20 protein-coding genes are annotated in these 21127 nt (G+C 51.6%); 11 read left to right on the top strand and 9 right to left on the bottom strand.

Translation table 11 applies throughout. The features are described from left to right. Nucleotides 1-10: 10 nt before the first annotated feature. On the bottom strand, nt 11-1369 hold the full coding sequence (locus ACLJPQ_RS05050) for an MFS transporter (protein ID WP_000194218.1): 1359 nt from the start codon (nt 1367-1369) through the stop codon (nt 11-13). Between the two features lie 125 nt (nt 1370-1494). On the opposite strand from ACLJPQ_RS05050, the gene ACLJPQ_RS05045 reads away from it, so the two are divergent. The 8 genes from ACLJPQ_RS05045 to preA all read left to right on the top strand — a co-directional run bounded on the left by ACLJPQ_RS05045 (nt 1495) and on the right by preA (nt 8476). Then, nucleotides 1495-2403: a LysR substrate-binding domain-containing protein gene (locus tag ACLJPQ_RS05045; RefSeq protein ID WP_000024658.1), complete on the top strand. Its 909-nt coding sequence runs from the start codon at nt 1495-1497 to the stop codon at nt 2401-2403. A 131-nt stretch (nt 2404-2534) separates the two neighbouring features. Beyond that, nucleotides 2535-2933 carry a CidA/LrgA family protein gene (locus ACLJPQ_RS05040; protein ID WP_000045719.1) on the top strand — a complete coding sequence of 133 codons (399 nt, stop codon included), beginning with the start codon at nt 2535-2537 and terminating at the stop codon, nt 2931-2933. Continuing rightward, nucleotides 2930-3625, top strand: a complete 696-nt coding sequence (locus ACLJPQ_RS05035) for a CidB/LrgB family autolysis modulator (protein WP_000989296.1) — start codon at nt 2930-2932, stop codon at nt 3623-3625. Before ACLJPQ_RS05040 ends, ACLJPQ_RS05035 begins: the two co-directional genes overlap by 4 nt. Before the next feature lie 153 nt (nt 3626-3778). Next, complete coding sequence (gene cdd, locus ACLJPQ_RS05030; protein ID WP_000553526.1) at nt 3779-4663, top strand: cytidine deaminase; 885 nt, start codon at nt 3779-3781, stop codon at nt 4661-4663. 176 nt (nt 4664-4839) lie between these two features. Further along, nucleotides 4840-5559, top strand: coding sequence for an outer membrane permeability protein SanA (sanA, locus tag ACLJPQ_RS05025; RefSeq protein ID WP_000920081.1), 720 nt, complete (start codon nt 4840-4842; stop codon nt 5557-5559). Then, the gene (locus ACLJPQ_RS05020) at nt 5556-5801 is read left to right on the top strand and encodes a DUF2542 family protein (RefSeq protein WP_080162830.1); all 246 of its coding nucleotides are present in this window, start codon (nt 5556-5558) and stop codon (nt 5799-5801) included. Before sanA ends, ACLJPQ_RS05020 begins: the two co-directional genes overlap by 4 nt. Before the next feature lie 204 nt (nt 5802-6005). Then, nucleotides 6006-7247, top strand: a complete 1242-nt coding sequence (locus ACLJPQ_RS05015) for an NAD(P)-dependent oxidoreductase (protein WP_080184664.1) — start codon at nt 6006-6008, stop codon at nt 7245-7247. Further along, entirely contained in the window at nt 7241-8476 is a 1236-nt protein-coding gene (gene preA / locus ACLJPQ_RS05010) for an NAD-dependent dihydropyrimidine dehydrogenase subunit PreA (RefSeq protein WP_000956095.1), read from the top strand. Before ACLJPQ_RS05015 ends, preA begins: the two co-directional genes overlap by 7 nt. Before the next feature lie 74 nt (nt 8477-8550). Here preA and mglC read toward each other — a convergent pair whose 3' ends face one another. The 6 genes from mglC to folE all read right to left on the bottom strand — a co-directional run bounded on the left by mglC (nt 8551) and on the right by folE (nt 15725). After that, nucleotides 8551-9561, bottom strand: a complete 1011-nt coding sequence (mglC, locus tag ACLJPQ_RS05005) for a galactose/methyl galactoside ABC transporter permease MglC (RefSeq protein ID WP_001275101.1) — start codon at nt 9559-9561, stop codon at nt 8551-8553. A gap of 15 nt (nt 9562-9576) precedes the next feature. Then, on the bottom strand, nt 9577-11097 hold the full coding sequence (mglA, locus tag ACLJPQ_RS05000) for a galactose/methyl galactoside ABC transporter ATP-binding protein MglA (protein ID WP_000535914.1): 1521 nt from the start codon (nt 11095-11097) through the stop codon (nt 9577-9579). Between the two features lie 133 nt (nt 11098-11230). Further along, nucleotides 11231-12229 carry a galactose/glucose ABC transporter substrate-binding protein MglB gene (gene mglB, locus ACLJPQ_RS04995; RefSeq protein WP_001036938.1) on the bottom strand — a complete coding sequence of 333 codons (999 nt, stop codon included), beginning with the start codon at nt 12227-12229 and terminating at the stop codon, nt 11231-11233. Between the two features lie 498 nt (nt 12230-12727). After that, on the bottom strand, nt 12728-13750 hold the full coding sequence (gene galS, locus ACLJPQ_RS04990) for an HTH-type transcriptional regulator GalS (RefSeq protein ID WP_000628634.1): 1023 nt from the start codon (nt 13748-13750) through the stop codon (nt 12728-12730). Nucleotides 13751-13899: 149 nt separating this feature from the next. Next, entirely contained in the window at nt 13900-15042 is a 1143-nt protein-coding gene (gene yeiB, locus ACLJPQ_RS04985; protein ID WP_023224104.1) for a DUF418 domain-containing protein YeiB, read from the bottom strand. A gap of 14 nt (nt 15043-15056) precedes the next feature. Next, entirely contained in the window at nt 15057-15725 is a 669-nt protein-coding gene (gene folE / locus ACLJPQ_RS04980; RefSeq protein ID WP_001139611.1) for a GTP cyclohydrolase I FolE, read from the bottom strand. 329 nt (nt 15726-16054) lie between these two features. On the opposite strand from folE, the gene fghA reads away from it, so the two are divergent. Next, the gene (fghA, locus tag ACLJPQ_RS04975) at nt 16055-16912 is read left to right on the top strand and encodes an S-formylglutathione hydrolase (RefSeq protein ID WP_000425488.1); all 858 of its coding nucleotides are present in this window, start codon (nt 16055-16057) and stop codon (nt 16910-16912) included. On the opposite strand, the gene ACLJPQ_RS04970 is transcribed toward fghA, so the two are convergent. After that, nucleotides 16901-17290, bottom strand: coding sequence for a helix-turn-helix domain-containing protein (locus ACLJPQ_RS04970; RefSeq protein WP_058821469.1), 390 nt, complete (start codon nt 17288-17290; stop codon nt 16901-16903). The genes fghA and ACLJPQ_RS04970 overlap by 12 nt on opposite strands. Before the next feature lie 4 nt (nt 17291-17294). Further along, on the bottom strand, nt 17295-18662 hold the full coding sequence (locus tag ACLJPQ_RS04965; protein WP_000443208.1) for an L-serine ammonia-lyase: 1368 nt from the start codon (nt 18660-18662) through the stop codon (nt 17295-17297). Between the two features lie 216 nt (nt 18663-18878). On the opposite strand from ACLJPQ_RS04965, the gene serB reads away from it, so the two are divergent. Together serB and ACLJPQ_RS04955 are read left to right on the top strand one after the other, a co-directional pair. Further along, the gene (gene serB, locus ACLJPQ_RS04960) at nt 18879-19766 is read left to right on the top strand and encodes a phosphoserine phosphatase SerB (protein ID WP_080184665.1); all 888 of its coding nucleotides are present in this window, start codon (nt 18879-18881) and stop codon (nt 19764-19766) included. A 32-nt stretch (nt 19767-19798) separates the two neighbouring features. Next, nucleotides 19799-21121, top strand: a complete 1323-nt coding sequence (locus ACLJPQ_RS04955) for an MFS transporter (protein WP_000023807.1) — start codon at nt 19799-19801, stop codon at nt 21119-21121. Nucleotides 21122-21127 lie beyond the last annotated feature (6 nt).

Below are 21127 nucleotides of genomic sequence, written 5' to 3'. Positions count from 1 at the left end.
GAGATTCTCCTTATTCGTTTACGACGCTGGCACGCGGCAGGTCGTCAGGTACAGAAATCGAAAGGCGGACAACCACCGTCAGCAGGGTAAGCATTACCGCGCTGATAGCCGCCGGAATAGCAATGACAAAAAACAACGTATCGAAAGAGAAATTGAGGGCCATCATCATGCCGCCGGAGAGCGAACCGACAATCGCCCCGCAGCGTCCAATGGCGTTCGACCAGCTCACGCCCGTCGCCCGGCTTTGGGTGGGGTACAGCGTCGCCGTCAGAGCATTAAGCCCTACCTGGGAACCGCTAATACCGATGCCGGTACCAAAAATCGCCAGCGCCATCAGCCAAAGGCCGTTTTCGCTCAGGCCTATCATGACAATGCAAACCGCGCCCAGCGCATAGCTCACCGCCAGTACCCGGAACGGGTTAAGCCGGTCCATCAACACGCCGAGTAACAGCGCGCCAAGCGTGCCGCCAACCTGGAATGCGGCAGTCACCCACGACGCCTGTTGCAGATCAATACCGCGATGGTTAAGTAACGTCGGCATCCAGCTGGAAAGCAGATAGATAATGAGCAGGCTCATAAAGAACACCACCCATAACATCAGGGTAATGACAAGCTGTCGCCCGGCAAAAAGCTGGCGAATACTGCCTTTGGCGATGGCTGCCGTCTCATGCAGAAAGAATTGCGTATCGTGATAGCGCTCGCCGGTAATGGCGCTGACCGTCCGGGCGACAACGGCTTGCGGTAGTTGGCGACGTACCTGCCAGCGGGGAGATTCCGGCAGCGCGAACAGCAAGCCGAAAAACAGCATCAAAGGCAAGATGCCGCCTAACGCCAGAATTCCGTGCCAGCCAATCAGCGGCACCAGTTGCGCGCTCACAATCCCGCCCATCGCCGACCCCAGGGTAAAACCGCAGAACATCAGCGTGACCAGCGCTCCGCGTCGACGAGCGGGAAGGTATTCCGACGTCATGGTGATGGTATTCGGCATCGCTCCGCCCAGTCCCAGACCGGTTAAGAAGCGCAGCAACACCAGGGTTTCTATATCCGGTGAGAAAGCGGAAAGCAGGCTCAATGCGCCGAATAGCGCTACGCAAAGCTCAATGACCCGCTTGCGGCCAAAGCGATCCGCCAGCGGCCCGCATAGCAGCGCGCCGGCCGTAAGCCCCAGCAGCCCTGCGCCAAACAGCGGCGCAAGTTCGCTGGCGCTTAGCTGCCAGTGAGTACGAATATCCGGGGCGATGAAGCCAATCGCGGCGGTGTCGAAACCGTCGAGCATAACCACCAGAAAACAGCAGATGATAACGCGCCACTGCATTTTGCCGACGGGCGCGGCATCAATAAGGGCTTGTAGATCACGTCGTTGAGTCATAGCTAATGCCTCAGTGCAGGGAGATAGATGTTGTTTTTATGTTTGCTATGTTACGAGTTTGTAGAGTGAGCGATAAAATGTACAATGGCTTTTCAGGCAGAGACATAACCTGGAGGTTATAGCGGATGGCGAACTGGGCGCAGAAATTGAAATTACATCACCTGCAAACGCTGGTTGCGCTGGGCGAACAGGGCAACCTGACGCATGTCGCCCGGATGATGAATATCTCCCAGCCGGCGCTATCGAAGTGGTTATCTCAACTCGAAGATGAGATAGGCATCACGCTTTTTGAGCGCCACAGTAAAGGGCTACGGCCCTCGGAAGGCGGTAAATTACTGCTCCAGCACGCCCAGCGCCTAATTAACGATCTGGAGCGTTCACAGTATGAAATCGCCCGTTTCAAGCAGGGCGGCCTGGTTGGCAGCCTGAAGATCGGCTGTTCGCCCGTGGCGACTGACTGCGTATCACAGGCGATTCTGAGCCTGCTTAACGAAATGCCGACGCTGCATCTGAATATTGAAGAGAAGGTAATGACGCCGCTGCTGCACGATTTGCTTGCCGGTCAGGTGGATGTAGTGGTAGGGCGTGTCGGCGGCCGCGCCCTGCAACTGCCGCTTAATTATCAGGTACTTTATACCGAGCCGGTCTGCTTTGTGGCGCGTCCGCACCATCCGCTGGCCGCGCGAGCACAGATCGCCTGGAGCGATCTGGCGCACTGGCGGTGGATAGTCTGGCCAACCGGCACCCCTATTCGCATCAGTATTGATAACGCCCTCGTCGATAATGGCGTCATGCTCCCGGAAAACACCATTGAATCGGCGTCAATGAACGTCAGCACCAATTTGCTGCAAAGCAGCGATATGATCTCTATTCTTTCTTTACGGCTGGCGCAACGCTATGCCAGCCAGGGGCAACTGGCGATTTTAAACTTGCCAAAAATTGAGCAAAAAGGCAGCGTAGGGATGTTCTGGCGTAAGAATGAGACGCCGTCTTTGGCCCTGAGTCGCTTTTTGTATTTTTTAGCCCAGGTTTAACGCCGCCGACCAGGGGCATTGCCCGATGTTCCTGCTGTCTATACCCACTATGCTAAGAATTCATGATGTGATCGGTAGCACGTTTTAACGTTTAATTGTATGATGAATCCATCTCATCAAGGGCTTTAAACATGAGTAAGTCACTGAATATTATCTGGCAATATATACGCGCTTTTGTATTGATTTATGCCTGTTTGTACGCAGGCATTTTTCTTGCATCACTGCTTCCTATCACTATTCCCGGCAGCATTATCGGGATGTTAATTCTGTTTGTGTTGCTGGCGCTGCAAATTCTGCCGGCGAAGTGGGTTAACCCCGGCTGTTATGTGCTGATTCGTTATATGGCGTTGCTGTTTGTGCCGATTGGCGTTGGGGTCATGCAATATTTTGATTTACTGCGCGCGCAATTCGGCCCGGTGGTGGTCTCTTGCGCTATCAGTACGCTGGTCGTTTTTGTGGTCGTAAGCTGGAGTTCACATCTGATACACGGTGAGCGTAAAGTGGTTGGGCAGAAGGGAACGAAAAAATGATGACATATATCTGGTGGTCGTTACCGCTGACGCTGGCGGTATTTTTCGCCGCCCGCCGACTGGCGGCGCATTTTAAAATGCCGTTGCTGAATCCGCTGCTGGTGGCAATGGTAGTCATTATTCCTTTTCTGTTGCTGACCGGTATTCCCTACGAGCACTACTTCAAAGGCAGCGAAGTACTTAACGATCTGCTGCAACCGGCGGTAGTGGCACTGGCCTATCCCCTTTATGAACAATTGCACCAGATTCGCGCGCGTTGGAAATCCATTATTAGCATCTGTTTTGTCGGCAGTCTGGTAGCGATGATTACCGGGACATCCGTTGCCTTGCTGATGGGCGCAACGCCTGAAATCGCGGCATCGGTACTGCCTAAATCCGTGACTACGCCTATCGCGATGGCGGTGGGCGGCAGCATCGGCGGCATCCCCGCGATCAGCGCGGTATGCGTAATTTTTGTCGGTATTCTGGGCGCGGTGTTTGGCCACACGCTGTTAAACGCGATGCACATCCGTACTAAAGCCGCACGCGGGCTGGCAATGGGGACCGCCTCACATGCGCTCGGTACTGCACGCTGCGCCGAGCTGGATTACCAGGAAGGCGCGTTTAGCTCCCTGGCGCTGGTGATCTGCGGCATTATTACCTCGCTGGTAGCACCCTTTTTGTTTCCGCTCATTCTGGCGGTAATGCGCTAACGACGGGACAAAAGACCGGGTTAAAATTTGCGATACGTCGCGCATTTTTCATTTAAGTTTCACAAGTTGCATAAGCAATGAGATTTAGATCACATATTAAGACATAACAGGCCCGTAAACTACGGTTCCATTACATTGTTATGAGGCAACGCCATGCATCCACGTTTTCAAACTGCTTTTGCCCAGCTTGCGGATAATTTGCAATCAGCGCTGGCCCCTATCCTGGCGGACCACCATTTTCCCGCCATGCTGACCGCAGAGCAGGTCTCGACGCTTAAAAATACGGCGGGACTGGACGAAGACGCGCTGGCTTTCGCACTGTTACCTCTGGCGGCGGCCTGCGCCCGTACCGATTTGTCCCATTTTAACGTCGGCGCGATTGCGCGCGGCGTTAGCGGCAACTGGTATTTCGGCGCGAATATGGAGTTCCTGGGCGCCACCATGCAACAAACTGTGCATGCTGAACAAAGCGCGATTAGCCACGCCTGGCTACGCGGCGAAAAAGGGCTCGCCGCCGTCACCGTTAACTACACGCCTTGCGGCCACTGTCGCCAGTTTATGAACGAGCTGAACAGCGGTCTGGATCTGCGCATTCATCTGCCGGGCCGCGCGCCGCATACGTTACGCGATTATCTGCCTGACGCTTTCGGGCCAAAAGATCTGGAGATCAAAACGCTGCTGATGGACGAGCAGGATCATGGCTTTACGTTAACGGGCGATACGCTAACGCAAGCGGCGATTACGGCAGCCAATAAGAGCCATATGCCTTATAGCCACTCACCGAGCGGCGTGGCGCTGGAATGTAAAGATGGCCGTATTTTCACCGGCAGCTATGCGGAAAACGCCGCCTTTAACCCTACGCTTCCCCCGCTGCAAGGCGCGCTAAACCTGCTGAGTCTCAATGGCTATGACTATGCGGATATTCAGCGTGCGATTCTGGCGGAAAAAGGCGATGCGGCATTAATTCAATGGGATGCCACCGCCGCAACGCTGAAAGCGTTAGGTTGCCATAATATTGACCGCGTGCTTCTCGGCTAAGCAAATGTGCCGGATAGCGACGCCCTGGCGTCTTATCCGGCCTGACTCTCCTCTCCCGCGACCCGATACAAGGGAAATCATGCTGAAAATCTCCGCAATCAGACGGCGGTTTCTTGCGCTACGTCTTCGGGTACAGTAGCCTGATCGTACTTTCATCCTGGTATCGAGTTTCCTGCATGTTAAAGCGCGTGTTTTACAGCCTGTTGGTCCTGGTAGGCTTGCTGCTGTTGACGGTGCTTGGCCTCGATCGGTGGATGAGCTGGAAAACAGCGCCCTATATCTATGACGAGCTACAGGATCTCCCCTACCGCCAGGTTGGCGTCGTGTTAGGGACAGCCAAATACTATCGCAAGGGTGTCATTAATCAGTACTATCGTTATCGTATCCAGGGCGCGTTAAACGCTTACAATAGCGGTAAAGTCAATTACCTGCTGCTCAGCGGCGACAATGCCCTGCAAAGCTATAACGAACCGATGACCATGCGCAAAGACCTTATCGCGGCGGGCGTCGATCCTGCGGACATTGTGCTTGATTACGCTGGCTTCCGTACGCTTGACTCCATTGTGCGTACCCGCAAAGTGTTTGATACCAACGACTTTATTATCATCACTCAGCGCTTCCACTGCGAACGCGCCTTGTTTATTGCGCTGCATATGGGCATTCAGGCGCAGTGTTACGCGGTACCTTCGCCCAAAAATATGCTGACAGTGCGCCTGCGCGAATTTGGCGCCCGCTTTAGCGCGCTGGCGGATCTCTATATTTTTAAACGCGAACCGCGTTTTTTAGGCCCGCTGGTACCTATTCCCACGCAGCATCAGGTGCCGAATGACGCCCAGGGGTATCCGGCAGTTACACCGGAACAATTGCTTGAACTGGAAAAGAAAAAAGGGAAATGATCATGAATGTACAGACGATATTTGTCATATTAGCCTTTCTGCTACTCCCGCTTTTTTGCTTCCGTGAGGCCTGGAAAGGCTGGCGAACCGGCGCGGTAGATAAAGTTGTCAAAAATGCGCGAAAACCGGTTTATGTCTATCGCCATGCCGATCCCGTACAATATTGGTCTTATCTTTTTCTTTATACCGGTTGCGGTTTTTTATTTACTGGAATGATTATTTATCTTCTTTTTTATCGTTAATCTATTTATTATCCCTTTAAAATTGAGAATAGTTATTATTATGATATAAGGAACAAATGCTGTTTTGCATTCTGGTTTCATTTTTTTGTGAATTCTTTCACAGAATACCCTTCTTTCAATGCTTAGGCTGGCGGTAGATTTTAGATCATTAAAACGCGTTATTTGCGTTTCGCCTTAATTTATTCAAGCATTAAGGAAGATTATATGCCGCAACAAAATTATCTGGATGAACTCACGCCTGGTTTTACGCCATTACTGGCAATAAAAGAGGCTTCACGTTGTTTATTATGTCACGATGCGCCCTGTAGTCAGGCTTGCCCGGCGCAAACCGATCCGGGGAAATTTATTCGTTCTATTTACTTTCGCAATTTTAAAGGCGCAGCGGAAACTATCCGGGAAAATAATGCGCTTGGCGCCGTCTGCGCCAGAGTCTGTCCGACGGAAAAATTATGCCAGCGCGGATGTACACGTTCCGGAATAGATAAACCTATTGATATTGCACGCCTGCAACGTTTTATTACCGATTTTGAACAGCAGACTGCCATGCAGATTTATCAGCCCGGGAGTAAAACACGCGGGAAAGTCGCGATTATTGGCGCGGGTCCGGCAGGTTTGCAGGCAAGCGTGACGCTCACGCATTTAGGCTATGACGTCACCATTTACGAAAAACAGCCGCAGCCCGGCGGATGGCTGCGTCACGGCATCCCGGCATTTCGTCTGCCGCAAAGCGTACTCGATCAGGAAATTGCCCGCATTGTAGAAATGGGCGTCAATATTAAATGTAATTGTGAGGTGGGCGGGTCGCTATCGCTTGCGCAACTCAAAGCCGAATATCGCGCCGTGCTGATGACCGTCGGGATGCCCTGTGGCTCTGATTTACCGTTATTTGAGCAAGCCAGTCACGTAGAGATTGCCGTTGATTTTTTACAGCGCGCCCGTCAGGCCGACGGCGATATTAGCGTTCCGCGTAGCGCATTAATTATTGGCGGCGGCGACGTAGCGATGGATGTCGCCAGTACGTTAAAAATTCTCGGCTGTCCTTCCGTCACCTGCGTGGCGCGGGAAGAATTAGCCGAATTCCCCGCCAGCGAAAAAGAATTTACCAGCACGCAGGCATTAGGCGTATCGATTATTGATGGTTTTACGCCTGTCGCCGTCAGCGGAAATAAAGTGACCTTCCACCATGTACGCCACTCAGGAGAACTGACGCTGGAAGCGGAAAATATTATTTTGGCCGTGGGGCAGCACGCACGACTGGATAACTTTGCGGAGATAAAAGCGCAGCATAATATTATCGACACGCATAATTATCAAACCGACGACCCGGCGATCTTTGCCGCTGGCGATATTGTTAAAGGTGATAAGACCGTCGTTTATGCGGTAAAAACCGGAAAAGAAGCCGCTCAGGCTATTCATCATTATTTAGAGGAGGCCTGCTCATGTTAACAAAAGATTTGTCTGTTACCTTTTGCGGCGTTAAGTTTCCCAATCCGTTTTGCCTTTCTTCTTCTCCGGTAGGCAATTGTTATGAGATGTGCGCCAAAGCCTATGATACCGGCTGGGGCGGGATCGTTTTTAAAACCATTGGTTTTTTTATTGCCAACGAAGTCTCTCCACGTTTTGACCACCTGACGAAAGAAGATACCGGTTTTATTGGTTTCAAAAACATGGAGCAAATTGCTGAGCATCCGCTGGAAGAGAATCTGGCCGCCATTCGACGGCTAAAACAGGATTATCCGGATAAGGTGCTGATTGCTTCCATCATGGGAGAAAATGAGCAGCAGTGGCAAGAACTGGCGCGTCTGGTTGAAGAAGCCGGCGCGGATATGATTGAGTGTAACTTCTCTTGCCCGCAGATGACCTCGCACGCCATGGGAAGCGATGTAGGGCAAAGCCCGGAGCTGGTTGAAAAATACTGCCGCGCCGTAAAACGCGGTTCATCTTTGCCAATGCTGGCGAAAATGACGCCGAATATTGGCGATATGTGTGAAGTCGCGCTGGCCGCTAAACGCGGCGGAGCCGACGGTATCGCCACCATCAACACCGTGAAATCCATTACTAACATCGACCTGAACCGCAAAATCGGGATGCCGGTGGTTAACGGTAAATCCAGTATCTCCGGTTATTCAGGAAAAGCGGTGAAACCCATTGCGCTGCGTTTTATCCAGCAGTTGCGAATGCACCCTGAACTGCGCGATTTCCCGATTAGCGGTATCGGCGGCATTGAAACCTGGGAAGACGCTGCCGAATTTCTGCTGCTGGGCGCGGCGACCCTACAGGTGACGACAGGCATTATGCAATACGGTTATCGCATTGTAGAAGATATGGCGAGCGGCCTCAGCCACTATCTGGCCGATCAGGGATTTGCCTCATTACAGGAGATGATCGGGCTGGCGAATGGCAATATTATCCCGGCGGAAGACCTGGATCGCAGCTATATCGTCTATCCGCGGATTAATCAGGAGAAATGCGTCGGCTGCGGACGTTGCTATATCTCCTGCTATGACGGCGGTCATCAGGCGATGGAGTGGGATGAACACAGCCGCACGCCGCATTGCAATACGGAAAAATGCGTCGGTTGTCTGCTGTGCGGTCATGTCTGCCCGGTCGCCTGTATTGATTTAGGCGAGGTCAAATTTAAAAAAGGCGAAAAAGAACACGCGTTAACGCTGTAGCTCGCGGTATGAAGCCCGGCGCGCAGTTTCGCTGCGCCGGGTTATCTGATAAGCAAGGCAATACGTCTGGATAACTACTTCTTACGCGCGTATTTCAGCGAGTCCAGCGCCACGGCGAAAATGATAATGCCGCCTTTGATAATGTACTGCCAGTACGGGTTTACCCCGATATAGGTCAGGCCATAGTTGATGACGGTAAAGATAATGACGCCGGTCACCACGCCGAAGACCGTCCCCACTCCGCCGCTAAACGATACTCCCCCGACAACGCACGCGGCAATCGCATCCAGTTCATACATAAAGCCGAGGTTGTTGGTGGCAGAACCAATACGCCCTGCTTCCAGTAAGCCGCCGAAGGCATAAAACACGCCGGAGAGCGCATAAATCATCAGCAGGTTCAGCGCCACGTTTACGCCAGAAACTTTTGCCGCTTCCGGGTTGCCGCCAATAGCAAAAATGTTTTTACCAAAACGGGTCTTATTCCACAGCACCCAGACAAACGCTACCGCAATCAGGGCGTAAAAGGTGATGTATGAGAGCCGGAAACTGCCCATCGCCACAAAGCCCTGCGCAAAGGTGGAAAAGCCGCTGTCAAAGCCGGAAATGGGCGAAGCGCCGACAAAGTCATAGTAAAGGGAGTTGATCCCATAAACGATAATCATCGTGCCAAGCGTGGTAATAAACGGCGTCACATTCAGGTAAGCAATGATGATACCGTTCACCAGGCCAATCACCGCGCCAATCGCGCAGACAATCAGGATGACCAGCGCAATCGGCATGGTCGCCATTTCCGGAAACACTTTGTTGGCGTTTTCCATTGATTGCAGTAATGTTGCCGCCACGACCGCCGCCAGCCCTACCTGACGCCCCGCCGACAGGTCTGTCCCCTGGGTGACGATGAGCCCCGCCACGCCCAGCGCGATAATAATACGTACCGAAGATTGCGTCAGAATATTACTTAAATTCAGCAAACTTAAAAAAGTCGGGTCCTGGAAAATAATAATCGCCAGCAGCACTAAAAGAACGACGTAAATTCCGCCCTCTTTCAGCCAGGTCAAAAAGCTTTTCTTGTTTAACGCACTCATAAGGAGCCCCTGATCTTAAAGGTGCAAAGAAGCAAGACGCAAAATTTCGTTTTGCGTTGTTGTTTTAGTATCGACAATGCCGGAAACGAGACCGTTACTCATCACCAGGATACGATCGGTAATCCCTAACAGCTCCGGCATTTCAGAAGAGATAATGATGATCCCCTTGCCTTTTTTCGCCAGTTCCGCAATAAGCTGATAAATTTCAAATTTTGCGCCGACATCAATGCCGCGGGTCGGTTCGTCCAGCATTAATATTTCCGGCTGCGTTAATAGCCAGCGACCAATGATCACCTTTTGCTGATTGCCGCCGGAAAGTGAACCAATTTGCGTGCGATGCCCCGGCGTTTTTACCCGCATGGAATCAATGACCCATTGGGTGTCGCTTTTCATCCGGGAATTATCCAGTAACCCCACTTTATTTTTATAATTACGGATATTCGAAATTAATGAGTTAAATCCGATATCCAGATAGGCATAAATTCCGGTGGAACGACGCTCTTCCGTCACCAGCGCAAAACCGTGGTTAATCGCTTCGTTCGCAGTGTGATTATTAATTTTCTTGCCATGTAAAGTGATTGTCCCGGACGACTTCTCACGAATACCAAACAGCGTTTCGACGATATCGGTACGCTTTGCCCCAACCAGGCCGGCAATGCCCAGAATTTCGCCCTTGTGCAAATCAAAGGAGACATCGCGAATGGAAGGCTGGCGCAGCGAGGTCAGGTTACGTACCTCCAGAATCACGTCGCCCGGCTTATTTTCTTTATCCGGAAAGCGCTGGTTCAGGGAACGCCCGACCATCATCGCAATGATCTTATCCATATCCAGCCCTTCCAGCGGCTGGGTGGCAATCCATTGACCGTCGCGCAAAATAGTAATTTCATCGCACAATTGAAAAATTTCTTCCATTTTATGCGAGATATAAACAATTCCGCAGCCGCGTTCTTTCAGCTTGCGGATAATGGTGAACAGATGATTAACCTCTTTCTCAGTTAACGATGAGGTCGGTTCATCCATAATAACGATCTTAGCGTTATAGGAAAACGCCTTCGCAATTTCGATCATCTGCATTTGCGAAACGGATAACGTTCCTACGCGCGCGCGTGGGTCAATATCGATATCCAGTTCATCAAATATCGCTTTGGTATCCTGGTACATTTTATCCTGGTCGACAAACATACCTTTGGTGGGATAACGTCCCAACCACATGTTATCCATGACCGAACGTTGTAATACCAGATTTAACTCCTGGTGTACCATCGAAATCCCATTCTCCAGCGCTTCTTTCGCCGAATGGAAGTCCACTTCTTTTCCCTGAAATACAATGCTGCCGGAATCTTTTTGATAAATACCGAAAAGACATTTTAATAATGTTGATTTGCCTGCGCCGTTTTCACCCATTAATGCATGAATAGAGTGCGGACGAACGTTTAAGTTGACATTATCAAGCGCTTTCACGCCGGGAAATGATTTGTTAATGCCACGCATTTCCAACAAATATTCACCCGACGACGGAGAGATCGTGCTGCCCATAATGATACCCTGTCGGCCTTTTTAATTATGACTATCCGCGCCGGATGGCAAAAGAAATACGTTATCCGGTCTGCGGCACGTCACCCTTCCACGGTTTCAGGGCGCAACAAAATTGCGCCCACAGACGGAAAAGTTATTTTTGGGTAAATTCGCTCAGATTATCTTTGTCCACGCCGACATAAGGCACGCGCACGATTTTGTTCTCAATCTTCCAGCTGGTGCCGTCAGCCGCGCCCTTGCCTTCGGCGAGGTTTTTCGCCAGATCGAATGTCGCTTTCGCCTGATTGTTGGCGTCATTCAGTACCGTACCGGCCATCGCGCCCGATTTCACCAGCGCCAGGGCTTCCGGTAACGCATCGACGCCAAAGACCGGAATCGACGATTTATTATGCGCTTTCAGCGCCTCTACCGCGCCCATCGCCATCGCATCGTTATTCGCGATAACCACTTCAATCTTGTTAGCGTTCGGGCCAGACAGCCAGGCATCCATCTTATCTTTTGCCTGCGCGGTATCCCACATGGCGGTGTCTAACGCCAGTTGCTCGGTCTGAATACCTTTAGCATTTAACTCTTTCACCACATACGTCGTACGGGCTTCAGCATCCGGGTGCCCCGGCTCGCCTTTCAGCAGAACATACTGAATTTTACCGTCTTTATTCAGATCCCAACCCTGATTCGCCTGCCAGTGTTTGGCAATCAAGTCGCCCTGAATCACACCGGATTCTTTAGAGTCAGTCCCGACATAATACGCCTTGTCATAGCTGTCCAGCGCTTTGCGGGAAGGCTCTTTGTTAAAGAACACCACCGGCACATTTTGCCCGCGCGCTTTCTCAATCACCGTACCGGCGGCTGCCGGGTCGACCAGGTTAATCGCCAGAGCTTTAACCCCTTTCGCCAATAAAACGTCAATTTGATCATTCTGTTTGGACTGATCGTTTTGCGAGTCATTCATCAGTAGCTGAACATCCGGCGCGGATTTGCCATCTTTTTCAATAGCCTTACGCACCACGGACATAAAGTTATCGTCATATTTATAAATCGTCACGCCAATACGAGTATCAGCCGCGTGCGCGTGCGCGCCGAATAACAGACTTGCCATCACGGCAGAAAGGGTCAGTACCTTCTTATTCATGGTAGCTCCGGTTTTATTATGTAGGGTATAGCGTAAAAAAATGCCCGGCTGTTCAGCACGTTAACACATGTTACTGAACGCCGAAGCGTATTTAGAGCCTATCCCACCAGGCGTTATTGGCGCAGCCAGTTTGGACACGGACAGCGCGCAAAAACCGGAGCGTACACGTAGTACGTGAGGTTTGACTCGCTACGCTCGCCCTTCGGGCCGCCGCAAGCGGCGTTCAAAACGCTAACGCGTTTTGGCGAGCACTGCCCAGGTCCAAAATGGCAAGTAAAATAGCCCTAATGGGATAAGCTCTTATTCAACTCTTTATTTTTGTCCGGTAGTCGCGGGATATTGTGATAACGGTTTTTATAAGCGAAATACCCCAGCAAAACTGACAACTAACTGTTACACATTAGTTACAGTGCGACAAACGTTGTCATCATAGCTATCACAATGTTAATAAACTGTGAATTTACTCACAGATTGAAAACGGTTACATGCGGTGCGTAATCAGTTAGTGATCAGTACCGCATTCTGTCGCCATGCCACCGAATGGCGCCGTACCAGGGTCGGCATGAAGCAGTGCGTCGCCGTGATATCCAGCGTGCCTGCGGCCCCCTGTAACGCCAGCTCGGTCGCGATTTTCGCCATAGAAGCAATAGGATAGCGCACGGTAGTCAACTGAGGATCGGTATAACGAGCAATAGGGATATCATCGAAACCGATGACAGACAGATGCAAGGGAATGGCGATGCCGTTATCTTTTAACGCCGTCAGCGCGCCCGCCGCCATGTTATCGTTATAGGCAAATACCGCCGTCAGTTGCAGATTGCGTCCCAACAACTCAACCATTGCCGACTCGCCGCCCTGCATATCCGGCGTGCCGGTGCCAATCCAGCTCTCCGACGCAGCAACCCCCTGCTCTTGCAGCGCGTGTAACCACCCTTCTCTGCGCATCGCGTCATCTTCAATACGGTGGCTGGAGGCCAGGTAGCCGATGCGTTGATGTCCATTATTCAGCAACATTCGGGTCGCCATTCTGGCGCCGCTCACATTGTCGAGACAGACACAACGATGCGCATAACCCGGCACGATACGGTTAATCAGCACCATACCGGGGATCTGATCCATAAAGTCGCTCAGCTCGCGATCGGTTAAGGCTTTTGAGTGAACAATCAATGCGTTACAACGCTGACGGATCAAGACTTCAATCGCATGGCGCTCTTTTTCCGCCTCATGATAACTGTTGCCAATGAGAACATATTTCTGGTGCTGCTGCGCGACCAGATCTACGGCTTTCACCAGAGCGCCGAAAAAGGCATCGGAAACATCCATGACCACGACACCGATGGTGTCGCTCACCTGAGTGGCCAGCGCTTGCGCATTCGCATTTGGCCGATATCCCAGCAGGGTGACGGCCTGCATAACGGCGTCACGGGTGTCGGGACTAACCAACGCGCTGTTATTCAGTACGCGGGAAACGGTCGCTACAGACACGCCAGCCTGGCGCGCTACATCACGAATGGTGATCATATTCACTGCCCTGTTTGAGTTCAAAAATGCTCACAAATGCCCCGTTAGCAGGCGGCTATTTTGTCAGCACCCTGCCCAGGGCTGCGTGAGAAACATCACAGGGATGGAAACGGTTACAGCCATTTTGTTAATGAATGTGATCCAGATCGTTATCTGAGCGATCCTGACGCGCGCAACGTGAGTTGACGCCATAACCACTCGACCGGTCCCTGTCGCCAGAAACGTAGCCAGATGACGGAAAAGAGAAGGTTTATTGCCCATACCGGAACGACAAAGAACAAGAGTTCCAGTCGATTGAATTTCATAAATAAGCCAAACTGATAAAACAGCGTGGTACAGATGATCGTCTGCAGCAGATAATTGGTCAGCGCCATTCGCCCTACGCAGGCAATGGCAAGCGTCAGTCTGCATCGGCTAAGCTGCGGCCAGAAGCCAAACATCAGCGCGGCATAGCCCAGCGTTTGCAACGGCGCGCTCAGTTCGCGCGGCGCCTGCAATAAGAAGGCGCACCAGCGGTACGCCCAGTCCAGCCGCCATTGTAAAATGACCGCAGGCAGGTTGATCATTAGCCCTAACGCCACCAGCAGAACCCCGGTACGGCGATAGTGCCGCAGACTGTACTGACCTTTCAGCCAGCCGCTACGCATTAGCGCGGCGCCCAGCAGCATCATACCTGCCAGTTGCCAGCCATACTGCGCGCCGAGCGCCAGTAAACTATTCGACAGCATCTCTGCCCGGTTGCTGATAGCCTCCATGCCGCCATTCAGCTTCCAGTATTTTTCATACAATATTGCCGACGCATCCGGCGTCCAGGCGCGGCTGGTTTCGCTACTCGATACCACGCCCAGCAGCAGTAGCACGCCAATCCCGACCAGATAAAGGAGTATGCCGGTATTGAACAGGCTTTTTACCGAAGGCGCATCGCGTATCAGTCGCCAGCAAATTAACCCGACCAGACCGTAGGCCAGCAGAATGTCGCCGTCCCAAAAGAATAACGCATGGATAAAACCTAACAGTACCAATAGCGTCAAGCGCGACTGAATCCACTGTTTACCACGCGGAAGCAGCATTTGTAGCCCCGCGCCAAACAACAACGCGAACAGCGTAAGAAACTTAGCCTGCGCCACAATATCGAGAATCGCCCAGGACCAGGCGTCTTCGGGAACGATCGCGCCGTACCAGGCGGGATTGAGATAAGCCGCCTTCGGCAATCCAAAGGCGCTAATGTTAAGAAGCAGGATACCGAGGATAGCGACGCCACGTACAAAATCCAGCGTGACATTACGCTCCATCGTCTCCGCCTTAATCATGGATGATGGCGAACGGCACGCAGAAACTCCTGGCGCGTATTCTGGCTGGACTTAAACAATCCGCCCAGCGACGTCGTCGTCGTGGCGCTGGTTGCGTCACGAATACCGCGCGCTTTCACGCAGTAATGCACCGCATCAATCGATACCGCTACATTATTGGTGCCGAGCAAGGTTTGCAGCGCCGTCAAAATTTGTTGGGTCAAACGTTCCTGAACCTGTGGACGCTGGGCGAAGAATTGCACGATGCGGTTAATTTTCGACAGGCCGATCACAGAATCTTTGGGGATATACGCGACGGTCGCTTTGCCATCAATGGTCACAAAGTGATGTTCACAGGTGCTGGTCAGCGTGATATCGCGGACGGTGACCATTTCATCCACCTTCATTTTATTTTCAATGAGGGTAATTTTCGGGAAATTGGCATAGTCGAGGCCGGCGAAAATCTCGTCAACGTACATCTTAGCGATACGATGCGGCGTTTCCATCAGACTGTCATCGCTCAAATCGAGATTCAGCAACTGCATAATCTCAGTCATATGCCCTGCGATAAGGCTTTTTCGCGTTTCATTATCCAGTTCATCCATAGGCGGGCGCAGCGGCGTTTCCAGCCCCCGAGCAACCAGCGCGTCATGAACCAGGGCCGCTTCTTTACTGAGTGATGGCATTAATCGTGTTCTCCTGCAGGTGTGGCGCCTCTGCCCTGCATGGGGCAAAGTTTGTCAATATTGTGACAGTGTGATTATTGTGCGTGAGGTAGCGCACATAATCCAGTATTCACGCCCATAATTGTTGAAATTGTCGCTGCCTTTCATGACATCTTTTCCGGTGCAAGAATGCTGGCAGGACAAAGGGCATATTTGTTAACGCAACGTTATTTAAATGATGAAGCATGTTTATGTATTACGGAAGTGAAAGTTACTCACAACGCGGTGAATAATCTGTATTATGAAGAATCTGCATACCTTATCAGGTTCACCATAAAAGGAGCCCCCGCATGGAAATGCTCGAAGAACACCGATGTTTTGGCGGCTGGCAGCAGCGCTGGCGTCATCATGCCGCCACGCTAAACTGCGCCATGACATTCAGCATTTTTCTTCCGCCGACTCAGGATAATGAACCGCCTCCGGTACTGTACTGGTTGTCCGGGTTGACCTGCAATGATGAGAATTTTACTACCAAAGCAGGCGCGCAGCGTATCGCAGCAGAACTGGGCATTGTATTGGTGATGCCGGATACCAGTCCACGCGGTGAACAGGTCGCCGACGATAGCGGATACGATTTAGGCCACGGCGCCGGGTTTTATCTCAATGCCACACAGCCGCCCTGGGCCAGCCATTATCGCATGTACGATTACCTGCGCGATGAGCTTCCGGCGCTTATCCAGACACAGTTTAACGTCAGCGACCGTTGCGCCATCAGCGGGCACTCGATGGGCGGCCACGGCGCATTAATCATGGCGCTGAAAAATCCGGGCAAATACACCAGCGTCTCTGCTTTTGCGCCTATCGTCAACCCCAGCCGCGTGCCGTGGGGAATCAAAGCGCTTACCGCTTATCTCGGCGAAGATGAATCAGCCTGGACTGAGTGGGATAGCTGCGAATTAATGCTGGCCAGCCAGCCGCAGGACGCCATTCCTGTGCTCATCGATCAGGGCGACAGCGATCAATTCCTCGCCGATCAGCTTCAGCCCGCCGTACTGGCGGAAGCCGCGCGGCAAACCGCCTGGCCGATGACGCTACGAATCCAGCCTGGCTACGATCATAGCTATTATTTTATTGCGTCCTTCATCGAGGACCATCTGCGCTTTCATGCCCGGTATTTACGGGACGAGCGTGAGACGTCACCAACATAATGAATTTTCCAGCGCCGCGCTGTAATTCACCTCCTCCGACTGCGGCGCGGAAGATTTATTATTTAAATCCGCGGCCTGCTGGCGTACCTGAAGGCGGCCGCTCCCCTCTCCGCCTTCATAACTTTCGTGAAAATTACGCAGCTCGGATTCAAACAGCACCGCATCAAGATTATGCAACTTATCCAACGCCCGCAGGAGAGAAATTAACGTATCAAGATTGAGCCCTCCCCCCTTCTCGATACGCTTGATGGTGGCGATGCCAACGTGCGCGCGATCGGCAAGCTGCTGCTGGGTCACCGAAAGAGACAGACGCGTCTCCTTTAAGCGGGCGCACAACGACAGGATAATCTCGTCGTTATTCATCGTATTGTATTTCACGCTGTTACCCTCTCTTGCGCGGCTGAATTTTCCCCAGCGAACCATGATACGTTTCACGGTATTTAGCGCTCATGTCTTTACCGGTCTCGTACATCGCAGCAATGATCTCATCGAGCGAAATACAGGGTTCGCTTACGCGACTCATCGCCATCGTCGCCGCGTTTATCGCTTTCACGGCAGAGATGGCATTTCTCTCTATGCAGGGAATTTGTACCTGCCCGCCCAGCGGATCGCAGGTCAATCCCAGATGATGTTCCATGGCAATTTCAGCGGCGCTCAGCGTTTGCTCCACGGATGCGCCCATCAGTTCAGCCAGGCCCGCCGCCGCCATTGAGCACGCCACGCCGATTTCCCCCTGACAGCCAACTTCAGATCCCAGAATAGAGGCGTTTTGTTTAAACAACATCGCGATAGCGGCGGCGGTCAGGAAGAAACGGGTCAGAGCACCAGGCTCCAGCGGCGTGACAAATTTATCATACCAGCAGAGCGCTGCCGGAATGATGCCGCACGCGCCATTGGTTGGCGCGGTAACAATCTGTCCGCCGCTGGCATTTTCTTCGCTTACCGCAATCGCGAAGGCATTGACCCAGTTCAGCGCGGTTAAAAAATCGCTGGCGGAGCGGTTAGCCTGTAACGTCTTATGTAACGCACAGGCGCGCCGCGGTACCTGATAGGGACCGGGTAATACCCCCTCAGTATGCAGGCCGCGATAAACCGCCTGCTGCATCACGTCCCATATTTGCGCCAGATAATTCTGCAACGTCTGTGGCGAGTGGCGGCACAGCTCATTTTTCATCATCAGCGCCGCCACGGACAGGCCATTACGTCGGCACAGCGCCAGCAACTGCGCGGCATGGCTAAATTCAAAGGGCGACACTGTACGCAAAGGAAGCGATGGCGTCAGCGGCTCGCCATGTTTGCGGACCTGCCCGGCGCCGGTCGAAAACCAGGTCTCTTCATACACCGTGAAATAATCATCTCTGGCGCGAAACGTCATGGCATAAGGATGGCCTGGATGCGCCTGGTGATTGGCGATAATCTTGACTTTTATCGTGATTCCGCCCGCGTCGGAGAGCGGGAGTTCGATTTTGTTTTCATTTTCCGCACGCTTAATTACCGCCATATACGAACGGAGATCGACATTCTCCGGCTGGCAACCCAGCAGCCCAAGATAAAGGGCGGTATCCACATTGTGGCACTTGCGGCTTAACGATAACGCGCCATACAGCTCGATTTCAATTTCCCGAATTAGCGGCAACGTCTCTTGTTCTCTGAGCAATGAAATAAAGTGACAGGCGGCGCGCATCGGCCCTACGGTACGTGAGCTGGATGGACCTATTACTATTTTGAATATATCAAGGCAACTCTCCATCGTTATATCAATCCTTTCAGTGTCATTCGCGTTCAGTAATAAATAACATCCTCGCACAGTTGGCATATCAAAAGTGATACCTTTTGTGTCTGAACTTTACCTGGTATCAAAAACAACGCTTTTTTAGCCCTTTTCTGGCTGTGATATCTGTGATAGCACAAGATTCCACGCCGCAAAAGAGTCATTATAATACCCGTAAATTAAGGGAGTTATCATATGAGCATTATTTATTTTATTACTACACAGGATATCGATACGTTTCAGAAAAAATTACAGGAAACGTTATTTAATGCCGTCACCATGCCGTTTCCGCTATTATTTGATAAACGTTATGCCGCGCTTATCAATACCGCTTATTTAAAGCTTACGCTGCCAGCGGAATGTCTGACGCCTGAATTTTATCGCTATTTACGCGAACTCTCATTGCAATGGAAGTTTGATTTTTTTATTAAGCCGCAGCCACTGCCTGCTAACGGTATTATCGCGTTTGATATGGACTCGACATTTATTGCGGAAGAAGGCGTGGATGAAATTGCCCGCGAGCTTGGCATGTCGACGCAAATCACCGCCATTACCCAACAGGCGATGGAGGGCAAGCTTGATTTTAACGCCAGTTTTACCCGACGTATCGGAATGTTGAAAGGCACACCGAAAGCAGTGCTGAACGCCGTATGCGATCGCATGACCCTTTCGCCAGGCCTGTTAACTATTCTGCCAGTCATCAAGGCCAAAGGATTTAAAACCGCGATTATCTCCGGGGGACTGGATATATTCACCCAGCGTCTAAAAGAACGGTATCAACTGGATTATGCCTTTTCGAATACGGTTGAAATACGCGATAACGTTCTGACGGATAACATTACCTTGCCGATTATGAATGCCGCAAACAAAAAACAGACGCTGGTTGACCTGGCTGCCCGGTTAAATATTGCCACGGAGAATATTATTGCCTGCGGTGATGGCGCCAACGATCTGCCGATGTTAGAACATGCTGGCACCGGTATTGCCTGGAAAGCGAAGCCGGTTGTACGGGAAAAAATCCACCATCAGATTAATTATCACGGTTTCGAATTGCTTCTTTTTCTTATTGAAGATGAATTATAACGCGACTCACCTCGCCGGAAGGGAATTTTAAAATGAGTATAAAAACATTTATTTTCAGCCAGCCCGATAAGCCGATTGTAAAAGAGAAAAAAGAGATAGACCAGACCTATAAAAAATTTCGTTTTGAGATTATCGCCTCGGTCTTTATCTCTTATGCCGTCTTTTATCTTACCCGTAAAAACTTCTCCGCCGCGATGCCGGCCATGCTGACGGAAACGTCGCTGACCGCAGAAGACTTCGCCATTATGTCTTCCATTTTTTACATTCTTTATGGCGCGATGAAGTTTGTCGGCGGGATGCTGGTCGATAAAATTAACCCGAAAGCCATGACCGGCCCGGTGCTGATTGGCGTGGGGATTGTAAATATTCTGTTCGGCTTTTCCGATAGCGTGGCGGCATTCTACGTGCTGTACAGTCTCAACGCGATATTACAGGGCACCAGCTTTCCGCCGATGGCGAAAATTATGGCCTCGTGGTTTTCGAAAAACGAACGGGGACGCTGGTGGGCTATCGTTGAAGCGGCGCACAATATCGGCGGCAGCCTCGCGCCGCTGCTGACCAGCTTTGCTATCGCCTTTAGCGGTAGCTGGAAAATGGGGTTTTATGTTCCCGGCGCCATTTCGCTGCTGATGGGGATAGTGGCGCTATTTACCATTAAAGATCGTCCCGGTACGTTAGGTTTGCCCAACGTGGGGCAATGGCGTAACGACCCGACAGAACTGGCCCAGGTCAAGGCCAGCCCGGTCAACCTGAGCTTCTGGCAGATTTTTGTGAAATATATCCTGACCAATCCACTGGTATGGATCATTATTATCGGCGATATGTCGGTTTATATTGCGCGCACCATCCTTAACGACTGGCCGCAGATTTACTATTCGCAGGTTCACGGCTGGAGCCTGATAAAAGCGAACTCGATTATTTCCTGGTTTGAGGCGGGCGGACTGGCAGGTGGGTTGCTGGCAGGCTACTTGTCTGACTTTATGTTCAAAAGTAACCGCTGGATGACCGGATTAATCTTCGCGTTAGCGCTGTGCATATGCATCGTGCTGGTGCCGCTGGTTCAGGATACCTCTTACACCCTCACCGCGATTCTGTTCACCATCATGGGCTTCGCCTTATACGGACCGCATATGCTTTTTGCCGTCGGCTGTCTGGATGTGACCCATAAGGATGCGGCGGGATCGATTACCGGCTTTCGGGGATTGTTCAGCTATGTCGGCGCGGCAATGGCCGGTGTGCCGGTAATTATGGTGAAAAATAGCTGGGCGTGGTCGGGCGTTTATATCTATGCGGTGATCGCCATTCTGCTAACGACTCTGTCGCTGGCGCTGCTCTCCAGGCTGCATCGGTTATAACATTCT

Origin of the sequence: Salmonella sp. SAL04213 (assembly GCF_046550535.1) — a bacterium.
Taxonomy (GTDB): domain Bacteria; phylum Pseudomonadota; class Gammaproteobacteria; order Enterobacterales; family Enterobacteriaceae; genus Salmonella; species Salmonella enterica.
This window is presented reverse-complemented; position numbering and strand designations above follow the sequence as displayed.